Here is a 14,495-nt window from a genome sequence, read left to right as displayed (position 1 = left end):
TGTCCGCATTACTGCACGCTAATCCGTAACGCCGCAGCCGTGGCAAACGGGCTTAACGTGGCGCTGCCTACCAGCAACGCCCCCAGAATCGCCATGTACCCTTCAACCGGTAGGTGCATGGAAGCCGCATCCATCGCGGCGGTCGCAAAAATCAGTAGTGGTATGGTAAGCGGGAGAACCAGCACGCTTAACAGCACGCCGCCGCGCTTTAAGCCCACCGTCAAACCCACACCCGGCGCGCCGAGAAAACCCAGCGTCGGCGTACCGAGCAGCAAGGTCAGCGCCATAATTTTCCAGCCGTACATATCCATGCCCAGCAGTAATGCCACCAGCGGCGAGAGGATTAACAGCGGCAAACCAGTTACGACCCAGTGCGCCATCACTTTCGCCAGCACGACCGCCGGAAGCGGCAGCGGCAGCAGCATCAGTTGCTCAAGGCTGCCGTCCTGTAAGTCATCACGAAACAAGCGCTCCAGCGCCAGCAATGACGCCAGCAGCGCCGCAACCCAGATGATGCCCGGCGCAATACGCGCCAGCAGCTGTGGCTCCGGCCCAATGCTCAGAGGGAACAGCGTGATAACAATCAGGAAGAACCATAAAGGATTGGCGATTTCCGCACTATGACGAAACGCAACTCGCAGTTCTAAACGGAAGATTCGCCACATCATTGCGTTGCCCTCTCGCTGGTCAGCGCAATACGTCGCACTTTACTGGTCTCAACATTAAGCGGCTGGTGGGTGGTAAGAATAACAATACCGCCCTGCTCCGTGTGCTGTGCCATACGCTGAGTCAGTCGCTCAACGCCGTTCACATCAATGGCGGTAAAGGGTTCATCGAGGATCCACAGCCGGGCGCGGGTCAGCCACAAACGGGCCAGCGCCACGCGCCGCTGTTGTCCGGCGGAGAGCTGATTCACCGGAATATCTTCGTATCCGGCAAGTCCCGCCTGCGCCAGCGCGTCCAGACACTGTGCGATATCACCGTCGTGATGGAAAAAACGCAGGTTCTCCAACGCCGAAAGCCGGGTTTTTATCCCCGGCTGATGTCCGATCCAGAGCAATTGCTGATGGTAGCTGTCCCGCACGTGATGCAGGGGTTGTTCTTGCCAGCAAACCTCCCCTGCGTCGGGACGCGCCAGCCCGGTAAGCAACCGCAGCAGAGTGGTTTTCCCCGCGCCGTTGCTGCCGGTAATTTGTACCCATTCCCCTGCGTTGACGCGAAATGACAGATCGCTGAACAGTATTCTGTCATCCCGCTCGCAAAGTAATTCTCTGGCTTCAAGCATACCTGGTTATCTACATCCTGTTAAAAGCCCGGTTTGACTTCGCGCATATCAGGCAGTTTGTGCGCTATCCCTTTATGACAGTCAATACAGGTTTGCCCGTCTTTCACGGCCTGGTCGTGCATTTTGGCCGCAACGCCTTTCTGGGCGGTTAAATCCATAAACTCGAAGTTGTGACAGTTGCGACACTCTTGCGAGTTATTGTCTTTCATACGCCGCCACTCATTTTGCGCCATCGTCAGACGATGGTCTTCAAATTTTTGCGGTGTATCTATTAACCCCAATGCTTTCGCGTACAGCTCTTTACTGGCCTTGATCTTACGGATCATTTTCGGGCCCCACTCATGCGGGACGTGGCAATCAGGGCAAGTCGCACGCACACCACTGCGGTTGTTGTAGTGTACGGTTTCCATGTATTCCTGGTACACCGTATTGCGCATTTCGTGACAGCTAATGCAGAACTCTTCCGTATTGGCCTTTTCCATACCGGTATTAAAGCCGCCCCAGAAAATAATGCCGCCCACAAAGCCGATTAACAACAGCGTGCCGAGCGCCAGACGGCTGGGGCGACGCCACCATTGCCAGACGCGCTTAATCCAGCCTGGTTTACGGTTAGAATTTTCCATAATGACCTCTTATTTCCCGTAACCTTTCGAGGGGGTGAAGGTATTTTCAACAATCGGCGCAGCGTCAGCCTGCGGGACGTGACATTGCAGACAGAAATAACGACGCGGCGCGACTTCAGCCAATACCTTGCCATCGCTGTCCATAAAGTGCGTCGGACTGATGCGCGGCGCGCCGGTAGTGCGATAGCTTTCCACACCGTGGCATTGCAGACAGCGGTTAGTATTGGTCGTCACCTGATACCCTTCAACGCTGTGCGGAACCATTGGCGGTTGATTCACATAGTTCAGCGGCATACGCTCCTGCTCTTTCGGCATGCGAATCGCCCCTTCCTGTGTCCCTGAGACTTCCGGTGACTGGCTTAGGTCCACTCCGTTTGCAGCCCAAACGGCCCCACTGACGACCAGGGCAAGCAGGGCCGTCCATTGACTCAGCTTTTTAATCAGGTCATGGCTTTTCATGATTTCGCTCCCGAACTCCATCGTGTTGTTATTGTAAAAACATCCTCAGAACAGACATCCACGCAGCGACCGCAGGCCATGCAATCGCGACTGGTTACCTGCACCGGGCTTTGCTCATCCAGCACCGGCGCACGTAGCACATGCGGTTCCGGGCAAACATGAAAACAATCCATACAGCGGTTACATCTGTTACGTTCTTTTGCCGAAACGGTTAATGCGCCTTTACTTCCCACTACGCTATACAGTGCGCCCAGTGGACAGAGATGCCCGCACCAGCCATGCTCAACGACCAGTAGATCAAATAAAAACAGTGCCAGAATCAGCAGTGCACCACTGCCAAATCCCATTACCAGACTCCGTCCGAGCAGAGAGACGGGATTTATCCATTCCCACAGCAGCGTACCGGTCAAGGCGGAACCGACCAGGATAACCACCAGCAGGACGTACCGTATATAGCGCGGCAGGGTCGCGGACTGATTCAGGTCAAACCTTCTGCGTAACCAACTGGCTAAATCGGTGACCGGGTTCATCGGACAAACCCAGCTGCAAAACAGACGCTTACCCGCAAGGGCATACAGCACCGTGATGACGACCGCCCCCGTTAACGCCACCGTTGCCGGCAGGTGTCCGCTGGCCAGGCTTTGCAGCGTAATCAGCGGATCGGTGAATGGGACGGTATCCAACAGCAGACTGCCACTGTAGTTGCCATGCAGGATCCACACGCCAAGCCACGGGCCGCTGAGGAACATCGCCAGTATCAAAAACTGACTCAAACGACGCAGCAGCAGCCAGCGATGACTCTTCCACCATCCTTTTTTTGCCTGCGCTTCACGCCCGGCATCACGTTTACGATTTGCCATTGTTCCCCTCCAGCCAACCGAAGCGGTAATGGTGTCCTAACTCCCCTTTCGCCAGCGACAGCGGCAGCACTTTTATTGCTGGCTGTTCCAGTACGCAGACTTTTTCGCATTTCCCACAGCCGGTACAGGCATCGCTGTGCACGGTCGGAATAAACCGCGCATGCTTGCCGGTACGCATATTACGGTCCAGCTCAAGGGTGATAGCCTCATCGATTTTCGGGCACTCGCGGTAACAAACATCGCAGCGTAACCCTTGGTAGTTGAGGCAGTTTTCGTGATCCAGCAGTACCGCCAGCCCCATACGCGAATCGTCAATGGATTCAATTTCCCTGTCCAACGCGCCGCTGGGGCAGACTTTGGCACACGGAATGTCCTCACACATTTCGCAAGGAATATCGCGGGCGACAAAATAGGGCGTACCTGCTGCCAGCCCGGAGGCCAGCGTCGCCAGCTTCAGCGTGTCATATGGGCATGCCTGAACGCACTGACCGCAGCGCACACAGGCGCTGGCGAATGCCTCCTCGCTCAGTGCGCCAGGCGGGCGTAACCGCACGCCGGTTGCACGTGCGGTTTGCTGTTGTAACCCCAGCGCCACGCCAACGACGGCCAGCCCGCCCGCCGCGCGAACCATATCGCGCAGAAAGCGGCGGCGGCCATTTTGGGGTTTTGCTGACCGGGACATAACGCGTTACACCTTCGCCAGTTTCACGGCGCACTTCTTGAAATCCGTCTCTTTGGAGAGCGGATCCGTCGCATCCAGCGTCAGATTATTCACCAGCTGTGCGGCATCGAAGAACGGCATGTATACCAGCCCCTGCGGCGGACGGTTACGCCCGCGCGTTTCAACAATCGAGATAACTTCACCACGGCGGGAAACCACTTTGGCTTTATCGCCACGGCGCAGATCGCGCGCTTTTGCATCCAGCGGGTGGATAAACAGCACCGCTTCCGGGAAGGCGCGGTGCAGTTCAGGCACACGACGCGTCATGCTGCCGGTATGCCAGTGCTCCAGCACACGTCCAGTGGAAAGCCACAGGTCATACTCTTTATCCGGCGCTTCAGCGGCAGGTTCAAATGGCAGCGCGAAGATAACCGCTTTACCGTCCGGCTTACCGTAGAACTTGTAGCTTTCCCCCGCTTTCACGTACGGGTCGTTGCCTTCGCTGTAGCGCCACTGAGTCTCTTTGCCCTCAACGACCGGCCAGCGTAAACCGCGCGCTTTATGGTAATCGTCAAACGGTGCGAGATCGTGTCCGTGGCCACGGCCAAACCAGGCATACTCTTCGAACAGCCCTTTTTGCAGATAGAAGCCCAGCTCGCGGGATTCATCGTTGAGCTGATCTTCAGCCAGTTCAGCGACCGGGAATTTGGTCACGGCTGGCGTGGCAAACAGCACGTCATACAACGTTTTGCCGCGCAGCTCTGGTTTCTGCGCCAGCAGTTCTTCCGGCCATACCTCTTCTGTTTTGAAGCGACGAGAAAACTGCACCAGTTGCCACAGATCCGATTTCGATTCACCCGGCGCTTTAATCTGCTGACGCCAGAACTGAGTACGGCGTTCCGCGTTACCGTAAGCCCCTTCTTTCTCTACCCACATTGCGGTCGGTAGGATCAGGTCGGCTGACAGGGCGCTGACCGTCGGGTACGGATCGGAGACGATGATGAAATTGCGCGGATCGCGCCAGCCCGGCATACGCTCTTCGTTGATGTTCGGGCCGGCCTGCATGTTGTTGGTACACATCGTCCAGTAGACATTGAGTTTGCCATCTTTCAGCGCACGGTCTTGCGCCACGGCGTGCAGCCCGATTTTTGCCGGAATAGTCCCGGTCGGGATATTCCAATGCTTCTCGCAGATATCGCGGTGTTTTTCGTTGGTGACCACCATATCCGCAGGCAGACGGTGGGAGAACGTCCCGACTTCACGCGCGGTACCGCAGGCGGAAGGCTGACCGGTCAATGAGAACGGGCCACAGCCTGGCTGAGAAATTTTACCGGTCAGCAGGTGCAGGTTATAGACCAGGTTGTTGGCCCACACGCCACGGGTATGCTGGTTAAAGCCCATCGTCCAGTAGGAGATGACCTTTTTCTTCGGATCGGCATACAGCTGCGCCAACTGTTCCAGTTGATCTTTCGGTACGCCGGTCATTTCGGCGGTTTTATCCAGCGTGTACTCAGCAACGAAGGCTTTGTAATCTTCAAAGCTCATCGGTTCAGAAGCATCGGAACCTGGATTCTTCGCCGCTTTTTCCAGCGGATGGGTTGGACGCAGGCCGTAGCCGATGTCAGTCACCCCTTTACGCAGGTTAACGTGCTTGCTGAAGAAATCCTGGTTGATCGCATTGTTTTGAATGATGTAGTTTGCGATGTAGTTGAGGATCACCAGATCGGTTTGCGGCGTGAAGACCATACCGTTATCCGCCAGCTCAAAACTACGATGCTGGAAGGTGGAGAGCACCGCGACGGTAACATTCGGATCGGACAGACGACGGTTGGTGATGCGCGACCACAGAATCGGGTGCATCTCCGCCATATTCGCGCCCCACAAGACGAAAGCATCGGCATGCTCAATATCGTCATAGCAGCCCATCGGCTCATCCATACCGAAGGTACGCATAAAACCGACCACCGCTGACGCCATACAGTGACGGGCGTTCGGGTCGATGTTATTAGAACGGAAGCCGGCTTTAAACAATTTGGCGGCAGCGTAACCTTCCCAAATCGTCCACTGACCCGAGCCGAACATGCCGATAGACTCTGGGCCTTTTTCTTTCATGGACGTTTTGAATTTCTCTTCCATCACGTCAAAGGCCTGATCCCAGCTAATCGGAGTGAATTCGCCTTCTTTGTGATACTTACCGTCCTTCATGCGCAGCATCGGCTGTGTTAAACGGTCTTTTCCGTACATGATTTTCGGCAGGAAGTAACCTTTGATGCAGTTAAGTCCACGGTTAACCGGCGCATCCGGGTCACCCTGGCATGCCACAACACGCCCTTGCTGCGTCCCGACCAATACGCCACAGCCCGTTCCGCAGAAACGGCACGGGGCTTTGTCCCATTTGATGGCTTCTTGCTGACCGACTACCGCGCGGGCTACGCCCGGCACGCTTAACCCGGCAGCCGCCGCAGCGGCCGCAACGGCGTTAGCTTTCATAAAGCTACGACGACTGAGTTTCATGGTGTTTCCTCACCTTGCTCATCCTGCTGGTGATAAACCAGCGACACCGCCAGCACGCCCGCAACGTTGCGCACTGACTCAATAGTTTTCATTAGCGTTTCACTTTGCTCTGCTTCCACCACCACAATGAGCTGGCCGCTTTCCACATCGCTAAGTGCAACTTCGCAACCCGGAAACGAACGCAACTGCGTGGCGATATCATTGATATGCTGACTTTTGGCCTGAACGACCAGGCTGCAGACCTGCCAGTTACTGTCCATGGTTGTACTCCGCATTAATGGCTGATACCGGGCAAATAGCGACACACGCGCCGCATCCGTTACAGGCCTGATTGTCGAGCTGTGGCTGATAAATACCGGACAGCGTGGGGCGAAAGGTTATGGCCATGGGTTCACAGCTATCCTGACAGCGATGACACTCAACTGACTGGTGTGCGAGACAGTTTTCCCCGATCGTAAAATTCAGATCCCATGCCCTGGTGTGGCGCGGAAGAAAAAGTGATTCGGGACAGGCCTCTGCGCAGGCATAACAAAAGCTGCACTCGCCGTGTTTGAAATTTACGCTCGGATAACCACCCTGGCCTCGCTGCAGGATGTCGGTTTCACACGCCTGGATGCAGGCGTCACAACGAAGGCAATGGGCCAGAAAGTGAGAATCTTCCTTGCTCCACGGCGGACGGATCCCTGCGTTGGCGTTACGCCAACTGCCTGTCAACATACCTCGACGGGATAAATCAACCATGACATTGTCCTTCCATAATGACGCTCTCCCCCGGCGGGTTGAACGACATAAAAAACTGCACTATTTATGAGTAGTTATTTTTAGTCGTAAGATATTTCAGGATGTGTAAGAGGAGCATACCCCGATCGGGGTAAATGCTGTTGCCGGATCAAAAGAGTGTTGAGTTGACGGGAAAAAATGCGCTTTTGCTCACATTTCAATGGGTTGTATAATGAAATACACAACGAAGAAGGCAACAAGAGAATAATCTTATAATTAAGATAGTTCTTAGAATATATCGCTACATTGATTATAAACCCCTTCCAAATACACTTTAAATATAAGTAAATCCAGATTAATAGATAACACAAATATGTTAACCTGCTCCAGGTTCGTTCATAAGACAGAAGAAAGGAAACACTGTGAACAATAAGATGAAGACAATTGTCCCTGCCGTACTTTTCGCCGCCTTTGCCAGCACCTCTGCCTGGGCTGCCAGTAACGATACCGGTGCTCAGCCGCTGGAAAAAGTCGCCCCTTATCCTAAAGCGGAAAAGGGTATGAAGCGCCAGGTTATCCAGCTTCCCCCTGAGAAAGATGAATCTACTCTGAAAGTAGAACTGCTGATCGGACAAACGCTGGAAGTTGACTGTAACCAGCACCGCCTGGGTGGAGAGCTGGACAGTAAAACGCTGGAAGGTTGGGGATACGACTACTATGTTTTCGACAAAGTCACCTCTCCGGTTTCAACCATGATGGCCTGCCCGGACGGCAAGAAAGAGAAGAAATTTATTACCGCGTATCTGGGTGATGACGGTATGCTGCGCTACAACAGCAAGCTGCCGATTGTGGTCTACACCCCGGAAAACGTGGAAGTGAAATACCGAATCTGGAAAGCGGAAGAGAATATTCAGGACGCAGTCGCGCGATAAGTGAGAATGTGCCGGATGGCGGCGTACCGCCGTATCCGACCTACAGACGCATGAACCATGCCGGATAAGCGCAGCGCTTATCCGGCATTTTATTTACAGCGCGATATCCGCCACAGCTTTCTGCTCAGGCTGCGGTTGAGCCTGAGGTTTCAACTGCGGTTTTGGCGCTTCATCGGCAACCTGCGGCTTGTCGTATTTCAGACCCAGAACTTCGCTGGTGTATTGCAGCTCTTGTTCAGTTGCTTCAACGTTTCCGTTCAGCTTAGTACCATAAGACGGAATAATCGTTTTCAGCTTCGCCTGCCACTCAGGGCTGGCGACTTTATCTTTAAACACTTTTTCCATCAGATGTAGCATGATCGGTGCCGCGGTTGATGCACCAGGCGAAGCGCCCAGCAGCGCAGCAATCGTACCTTCTTTATCGCTGACGACTTCGGTTCCCAGACGGAGAACGCCGCCCTTCTCTGCATCACTTTTAATGATCTGCACACGCTGACCCGCCTGCCATAAACGCCAGTCTTCTTTCTTCGCCTGCGGATAGTACTCTTGCAGTGCGGCAAAACGGTCGTCATCGCTCAGCATCACCTGGCTTACCAGATATTTCACTAGATCGAAGTTATCCAGGCCTACGTTGACCATCGGCATAAAGTTCGACGTCGTGGTCGAGCTGAGCAGATCCCACAACGAACCGTTTTTCAGGAACTTGGTGGAGAATGTCGCGAATGGCCCAAACAGCACGACACGTTTGCCATCCAGGATACGGGTATCGATGTGCGGTACGGACATCGGCGGCGCGCCCACAGACGCCTGACCATACACTTTCGCCAGGTGACGATTCACTACGTCCGGGTTTTCCGCCACCAGGAACTGGCCGCCAACCGGGAATCCGGCATAGCCTTTCGCTTCTGGAATGTTGGTTTCCTGCAACAGCTTCAGCGCAGCGCCACCGGCACCGATAAAGACAAACTTCGCCTTGATATCATGTTCCGCTTCGTTGTTTTTCAGATCGGCGACCGTAACGGTCCAGCTATTGTCTGCATTACGCTTAAAGCCTCGCACTTCGGTGCTCAGTTGCAGCGCAAAGTTGGGCTTTTTCTGCAACGAGGCAATCAGTTGGCGCGTGATTTCACCATAGTTAACGTCAGTACCAATCTCGGTGCGCGTTGCCGCGACTTTCTGTTTCGGATCGCGACCTTCCATGACCAGCGGTGCCCACTCTTTAATCTGCGCGTGATCTTCGGAATAACGCATACCACGGAATAAGGTGCTCTGCTGCAGTGCGGCGTAACGTGCGCGCAGGAAATTCACATTCTCGTCGCCCCAGACAAAACTCATATGCGGGACGGTAGTGATAAATGAGCGTGGTTCATGCATCACGCCATTATTAACCTGATAAGCCCAAAACTGACGGGAAATCTGGAAGGCTTCGTTGATTTCGACTGCCTTTTCAATGCTGATGCTACCGTCGGCCTTTTTAGGCGTGTAGTTCAGCTCCATCAGTGCGGAGTGGCCGGTTCCGGCGTTATTCCAGCCGTTTGAGCTTTCCTGCGCTACGCCATCCAGTCGCTCGACCATGGTCATTGACCATTGTGGCTCCAGCTCTTGTAAATAGGTTCCCAGCGTGGCGCTCATGATACCGCCGCCAATCAACAGTACATCCGTTTCCTGCTCTTCCGCCGCTTTCGCTTTTGCCGCCATCGAGACAACGTTCAGCCCTACAGCCATGGTGAAGAGCATGGCAGTCACTTTTTTCATAATGTTAATGCCTTACTTTTAGTATCGCTTTTTGCTTTTAATGCAGGTGAAAATCGAGCGGCACCAACGGTAACACTTAAGTAAAAATAATTAAATATTGTTTATAAATTATATTTTAATTTTAAAAATGTTATTAATACGTTGATGATTTATACGGTTATTGACAATCACGTCTGGAAACCTGCCCGCCAGACGCGTACTATGCTGCGCTTTGCTATTCACCGCACGGATGCCTGTCGGTCTGCTGTTATCAGGCCCTTTCTGACCTGAGAGTTACTATGTCTGCAACACACTCCTCCCCTGCGGTGACAGAACAGGGCACCCGCGCCGTACTGCGACAACCCCGCCTGCTGGTACGTGAAACACTGGCGGGGGTGGTAACCGCCCTGGCGCTGATCCCGGAAGTGATCTCTTTTTCCGTAATTGCGGGCGTCGACCCTAAAGTCAGCCTGATAGCTTCCGTCGTGTTGTGCCTGGCAATGTCTTTTTTAGGTGGTCGTCCCGCAATGGTTACCGCCGCTGCAGGATCGGTCGCGCTGGTGATTGGTCCGATGGTGCATCAACACGGCGTGCAATACATCCTGCCTGCAGTGGTGCTGGCCGGGATGATTCAGATCCTGTTTGGTGTATTGGGAATGGCGCGTCTGATGCGATTCATTCCTACAGCCGTCATGACCGGCTTTGTCAACGCCTTGGGCATTTTGATTTTCTTTGCTCAGGTCCCACATTTTTGGGGTAAAAGCCCACTAATCTGGGGACTGTTTGTCCTGACACTGCTGATTGTGCTGTGGGTTCCACGGTTTATTAAAACAATCCCCGCGCCGCTTATCGCCATCGTGCTGCTGACGGTATTTACTGTAAGCAGCGGACAACTGCTACCAACCGTCGGTGACGAAGGTTCAATGAGCGGCGGCCTGCCGGGATTAACGCAGCTACTCGTCCCACTCAACCTGCACACTCTGGCAATTATCTGGCCCTGCGCGTTGAGCATCGCTTTTGTTGGTTTGATGGAGTCATTGTTAACCGCCCGTCTGGTGGATGACCTGACGGTTACGCCGTCGAATAAGAATCGCGAGAGCGCCGGGCTGGGGATAGCCAATATTCTGGCCGGATTTTATGGTGGCATTGCCGGGTGCGCGATGATTGGTCAAACCATCGTTAACGTCGAGATGGGCAAAGGACGCAGTCGCGTTTCGACGATTGCCGCCGGACTTGTGTTGCTGCTGTTAGTCACCGCATTGAGCGAAGTCATGGCGAAAATACCCATGTCGGTGCTGGCGGGAATTATGGTGATTGTGGCGGTGAAAACCTTCAGTTGGCAGAGTATCCAGCCCGCGACACTGACGAAAATCCCCGTTACTGAAACGCTGGTTATGCTGATAACTGTCGGCGCAACGGTCACTACCGGCAACCTGGCGATTGGCGTGGTTGCCGGGGTGATGACGATGCTCATCCTGCCGCGCATCGTCAGACGCAAACCCGCGGCTACATCAGAAACAGGGTTGCCAGGCCGAGAAAAATAAAGAAACCGCCGGTATCGGTGATGGCCGTAATCATGACGCTTGAGCCGACCGCCGGGTCGCGCCCGAGCTTCACCATCGTCATGGGAATAATCACCCCCATCAACGCCGCCATCAGCAGATTAAGCATCATCGCCAGGGTCATCACGCCGCCGAGCGCCATATCATCGTACAGCCACCAGGTAATGCCGCCCATAATCCCACCCCAGACGAGGCCATTTACCAGCGCCACGCCCATCTCACGCAGGATCAAAAACGTCAGGTTTCCCGGCTGAATATTTTGTAGCGCGAGCGCGCGAACGATCATGGTGATAGTTTGATTTCCGGTATTGCCGCCGATCCCTGCTACAATCGGCATCAGCGAGGCCAGTGCCACCAGTTGCGAAATCGTATGTTCAAAGCCATCAATGACCCGCGAGGCGATAAAGGCGGTACAGAGATTAATAGCCAACCATGCCCAGCGGGTTTTTACCGCCTTGGTCACGGGAGCAAACACATCCTCTTCGGCGCTTAAGCCCCCCATTCGACGCAGATCGGTATCGGTCTCTTCGTATACCACATCAACGATCTCATCGATGGTCAAACGACCCATCAACTTACCGGCAGGATCAACCACCGCGGCACTGACCAGGTTGTCACGTTCGAACGTGCGCGCGGCGTTTTCGGCAATGTCTTCCGGGGAAAAGGTGAGCGGGTCATCTTCCATCACCTCGCTGACTTTACGCTGCACATCATTGAGCAGGATACAGGTTAGCGTCAGTTCGCCGACCAGCACCTTATTGCGATCGGTCACGAAAAGTTTATCGGTGTTCTCCGGCATCCTGCCCAGCCGCCGTAAATAGCGCTGCACCACTTCCAGCGTCACGTCCGGGCGCACGGTGATGACTTCGAACTCCATAATCGCACCGACGCGATTCTTCTCGTAGTGCAACACCTGGCGCACGCGCGCCCGCTCCTCGGCCGGTAACGTCGCCAGCAGTCGTCCCGTAAGGTTACGAGGGAGATGCTGGACCAGATAAATCTGTTCGTCGATATCAAGATATTGCAACGCATCCAGCAGCTCGCGGTCGCTCATCTCATCAATCAGGTCGTCCCAGACGTTTTCTGACGCCTCAAGCAGGACGTTACCGCGCTTTTCATTTTCGACCAGCCGCCACAGGGCGTGGCGCTCTTCAGAAGGTAATGCTTCGAGGGTATCGGCCAGATCCGGCGGCGGCAGATGCGCCACCAGCGCCCCTACCTCAGCAATATCGTCGGCTAAGGTACCGACGTCATATTGCTCAGCCAGGGTAAGCTTGCCCAACAGCGCGGAAATAATGGCTTTATCAGTGGTCAGCAACCAGATGAGGCGCGCACGCTCTTCATCACGCAGTCTGGCGCTGTTTTTGTTGAATGCGGACATTAATCATAAATCCATGATATGAAATATCATTAATCATGATGCCGATTTATGTAAATAACAATAAACGCAACCGCCGGGCGGATAAAAAACCGGCGGTTGCTGGGATTACGCAGTACGAGCGACGGCATCTCGCGAGGCGGCGTCACGCTCATCGCCCACGAGTTCACTTAACTGTCCGTTACGCATCTCCAACAGACGATCGGCGTGAATAAAATAGTGATCGTCATGGCTAATAGCGAAGATGGTTTTACCCATTTCCTGCATCAGCGGCAATAACACCTGATAGAACTCACGGCGGAAGTGCGGGTCCTGATCGGCAGCCCATTCATCCAGCAGAATAATGTCGCGCTCCTCCGCCAGCGCCAGCAGCAGCGCCACGCGTTTTTTCTGCCCTTTCGACAGCTTGAGATTGAGAATACGCCCATCGTTCAGCTCAAGCTTGTGACCCATCTTCAGATGTTCCAGCCACTTCGCCACCAGCGCCGGATCGGCCTCTTTACCTTCCGGACCGAGCAGTTTGTCGAATAGCCAGACGTCAGTAAACACGGCGGAGAACAGCTTGCGATAGTCCTCTGGTTTTTCGACAGCAACCGCTTTGCCGTCGAGCAGGATCTCGCCTGACTGCGGCTGATACAACCCGGTGAGTAACATAGCCAGTGTGGATTTCCCGCTACCATTGCCGCCAATCAGGAAGATCAGTTCCCCGCGACGAATAGTCAGATTTACCGGCCCGACAGAGAACGCATTATCCTGATAGTGGAAAACCACGTTACGTAATTCCAACGTTTGCCAGTCCGGAAACGCGGTTGGGCGCGGGAATTCGGCCTTAAAGGGCGCCAGTGAGAACTTATTCAGCTTGTTGAAAGCGACCTGTGCAGTGAGCAGCGTCGGCAATGCGCCAACAGCAGAAAGCAGTGGCGTACGCAGGAATAACAGCGTCAGCGAATAGGTCGCCGCCACGGCGGTATCCGCCCAGCCCAGATTGTTAGCCATCCAGAACACCAGGCCAATGGCGCCCAGCATCATAATGTTCGACCAGTTCACCGCGCTGAGGTGGAAGGTATCGGCGCGGATAATATGGTGACGATACTCTTTGGCATCCGGGACGTATAACTGATTAAAGATATGCTCGGCGCGCTCGCGGTTGAGCGTCAACTCTTTGCGCCCTTCCAACACCGTCTGGTAATCATTGTACAATTTGTCTTCTGTTTCGCGCAGGGTCGCCATATGTTTATATACCCGCGCAACCAGCACAAATCCGCCCCAGATGGTGATTGCCACCCAGATTGCCGTCACCAGCAGCATTTTGGTTGATAGCATCGCCAGATACGCCGCCGACCCGATGGTCAAGATAATCCCCTGCACCAGCTCAGGCAGACGGACAAAAGCGATGGTGATGTTGCGGATATCGCTGGTTAAACCGGCCAGCAACGAGGCGCTGCCAAGCTGTTCGATACGCTCGACGTGGGTGTCCAGAATACGCTTGATAAATTCACTACGCAGGCGGTAAACAAAGTGGTGTCCCAGCGTGGTTAACGCCAGCTGTGAGCCGAGGGTGACAACCATCAACAGCAGCAGCAGGCCAAGAAACTCCGGTAGCACCATCAACGTGGTGTCGACCGTTTCAATCAGGCGCTGGTTAATAAACGCAATCAAACCAATTCCCAACGCAGCGCTGGCGAGGCTGAGCGCCATGACGCTGATAAATGGCCAGCGATACTGCCGCCAGACAAGAAGTAAAAGTTCCATGCAAACAACCCGGAC

The 14,495-nt window shown here is 54.3% G+C and carries 14 protein-coding genes and 1 pseudogene; 2 read left to right on the top strand and 13 right to left on the bottom strand.

All coding sequences use genetic code 11. The features are described from left to right. Positions 1 to 8 precede the first annotated feature (8 nt). The 10 genes and pseudogenes from ccmB to FDW96_RS26350 form a co-directional block, all read right to left on the bottom strand. Positions 9 to 668: a heme exporter protein CcmB gene (gene ccmB / locus FDW96_RS24820; protein WP_003027542.1), complete on the bottom strand. Its 660-nt coding sequence runs from the start codon at positions 666 to 668 to the stop codon at positions 9 to 11. Next, positions 665 to 1,285, bottom strand: a complete 621-nt coding sequence (gene ccmA / locus FDW96_RS24815) for a cytochrome c biogenesis heme-transporting ATPase CcmA (protein ID WP_137366489.1) — start codon at positions 1,283 to 1,285, stop codon at positions 665 to 667. The genes ccmB and ccmA overlap by 4 nt, the downstream gene beginning before the upstream one ends. 20 nt (positions 1,286 to 1,305) lie before the next feature. After that, positions 1,306 to 1,908, bottom strand: coding sequence for a cytochrome c-type protein NapC (gene napC, locus FDW96_RS24810; protein ID WP_003027548.1), 603 nt, complete (start codon positions 1,906 to 1,908; stop codon positions 1,306 to 1,308). A 9-nt stretch (positions 1,909 to 1,917) separates the two neighbouring features. Then, positions 1,918 to 2,367 (bottom strand): nitrate reductase cytochrome c-type subunit, encoded by a 450-nt coding sequence (napB, locus tag FDW96_RS24805; RefSeq protein WP_038642185.1) that lies wholly within the window; start codon positions 2,365 to 2,367, stop codon positions 1,918 to 1,920. Beyond that, a complete protein-coding gene (gene napH / locus FDW96_RS24800; protein WP_042307187.1) occupies positions 2,364 to 3,227 on the bottom strand; it encodes a quinol dehydrogenase ferredoxin subunit NapH in 864 nt (287 codons plus the stop codon). Before napH ends, napB begins: the two co-directional genes overlap by 4 nt. Beyond that, positions 3,214 to 3,909: a ferredoxin-type protein NapG gene (napG, locus tag FDW96_RS24795; protein ID WP_003834629.1), complete on the bottom strand. Its 696-nt coding sequence runs from the start codon at positions 3,907 to 3,909 to the stop codon at positions 3,214 to 3,216. The genes napH and napG overlap by 14 nt, the downstream gene beginning before the upstream one ends. Before the next feature lie 6 nt (positions 3,910 to 3,915). Beyond that, positions 3,916 to 6,402: a nitrate reductase catalytic subunit NapA gene (gene napA / locus FDW96_RS24790; RefSeq protein ID WP_137366488.1), complete on the bottom strand. Its 2,487-nt coding sequence runs from the start codon at positions 6,400 to 6,402 to the stop codon at positions 3,916 to 3,918. Beyond that, on the bottom strand, positions 6,399 to 6,662 hold the full coding sequence (gene napD, locus FDW96_RS24785; RefSeq protein WP_038642193.1) for a chaperone NapD: 264 nt from the start codon (positions 6,660 to 6,662) through the stop codon (positions 6,399 to 6,401). Before napD ends, napA begins: the two co-directional genes overlap by 4 nt. Then, positions 6,652 to 7,143: a ferredoxin-type protein NapF gene (napF, locus tag FDW96_RS24780; RefSeq protein ID WP_038642195.1), complete on the bottom strand. Its 492-nt coding sequence runs from the start codon at positions 7,141 to 7,143 to the stop codon at positions 6,652 to 6,654. The genes napD and napF overlap by 11 nt, the downstream gene beginning before the upstream one ends. Positions 7,144 to 7,518: 375 nt before the next feature. Continuing rightward, positions 7,519 to 7,578, bottom strand: a pseudogene (locus FDW96_RS26350) (hypothetical protein); the annotation flags it as partial. Between FDW96_RS26350 and eco the strand changes: the two are divergent. After that, positions 7,557 to 8,054, top strand: a complete 498-nt coding sequence (eco, locus tag FDW96_RS24775) for a serine protease inhibitor ecotin (protein ID WP_137366501.1) — start codon at positions 7,557 to 7,559, stop codon at positions 8,052 to 8,054. The pseudogene FDW96_RS26350 and the gene eco sit on opposite strands and share 22 nt — an antisense overlap. A 93-nt stretch (positions 8,055 to 8,147) precedes the next feature. Here the strand turns inward: eco and mqo are convergent, their stop codons facing one another. Continuing rightward, complete coding sequence (gene mqo, locus FDW96_RS24770) at positions 8,148 to 9,809, bottom strand: malate dehydrogenase (quinone) (RefSeq protein WP_042307182.1); 1,662 nt, start codon at positions 9,807 to 9,809, stop codon at positions 8,148 to 8,150. A 278-nt stretch (positions 9,810 to 10,087) separates the two neighbouring features. On the opposite strand from mqo, the gene FDW96_RS24765 reads away from it, so the two are divergent. Further along, positions 10,088 to 11,332, top strand: coding sequence for a SulP family inorganic anion transporter (locus FDW96_RS24765; protein WP_042307180.1), 1,245 nt, complete (start codon positions 10,088 to 10,090; stop codon positions 11,330 to 11,332). Here the strand turns inward: FDW96_RS24765 and mgtE are convergent. Both mgtE and FDW96_RS24755 read right to left on the bottom strand, forming a co-directional pair. Further along, the gene (gene mgtE / locus FDW96_RS24760; protein WP_042307178.1) at positions 11,295 to 12,731 is read right to left on the bottom strand and encodes a magnesium transporter; all 1,437 of its coding nucleotides are present in this window, start codon (positions 12,729 to 12,731) and stop codon (positions 11,295 to 11,297) included. The two genes, FDW96_RS24765 and mgtE, sit on opposite strands and share 38 nt — an antisense overlap. Positions 12,732 to 12,836: 105 nt before the next feature. Continuing rightward, positions 12,837 to 14,480 (bottom strand): multidrug ABC transporter permease/ATP-binding protein, encoded by a 1,644-nt coding sequence (locus FDW96_RS24755; protein ID WP_042307175.1) that lies wholly within the window; start codon positions 14,478 to 14,480, stop codon positions 12,837 to 12,839. Positions 14,481 to 14,495: the final 15 nt, after the last annotated feature.

The organism is Citrobacter sp. TBCS-15, assembly GCF_005280815.1.
Lineage (GTDB): Bacteria > Pseudomonadota > Gammaproteobacteria > Enterobacterales > Enterobacteriaceae > Citrobacter > Citrobacter werkmanii.
This window is presented reverse-complemented; position numbering and strand designations above follow the sequence as displayed.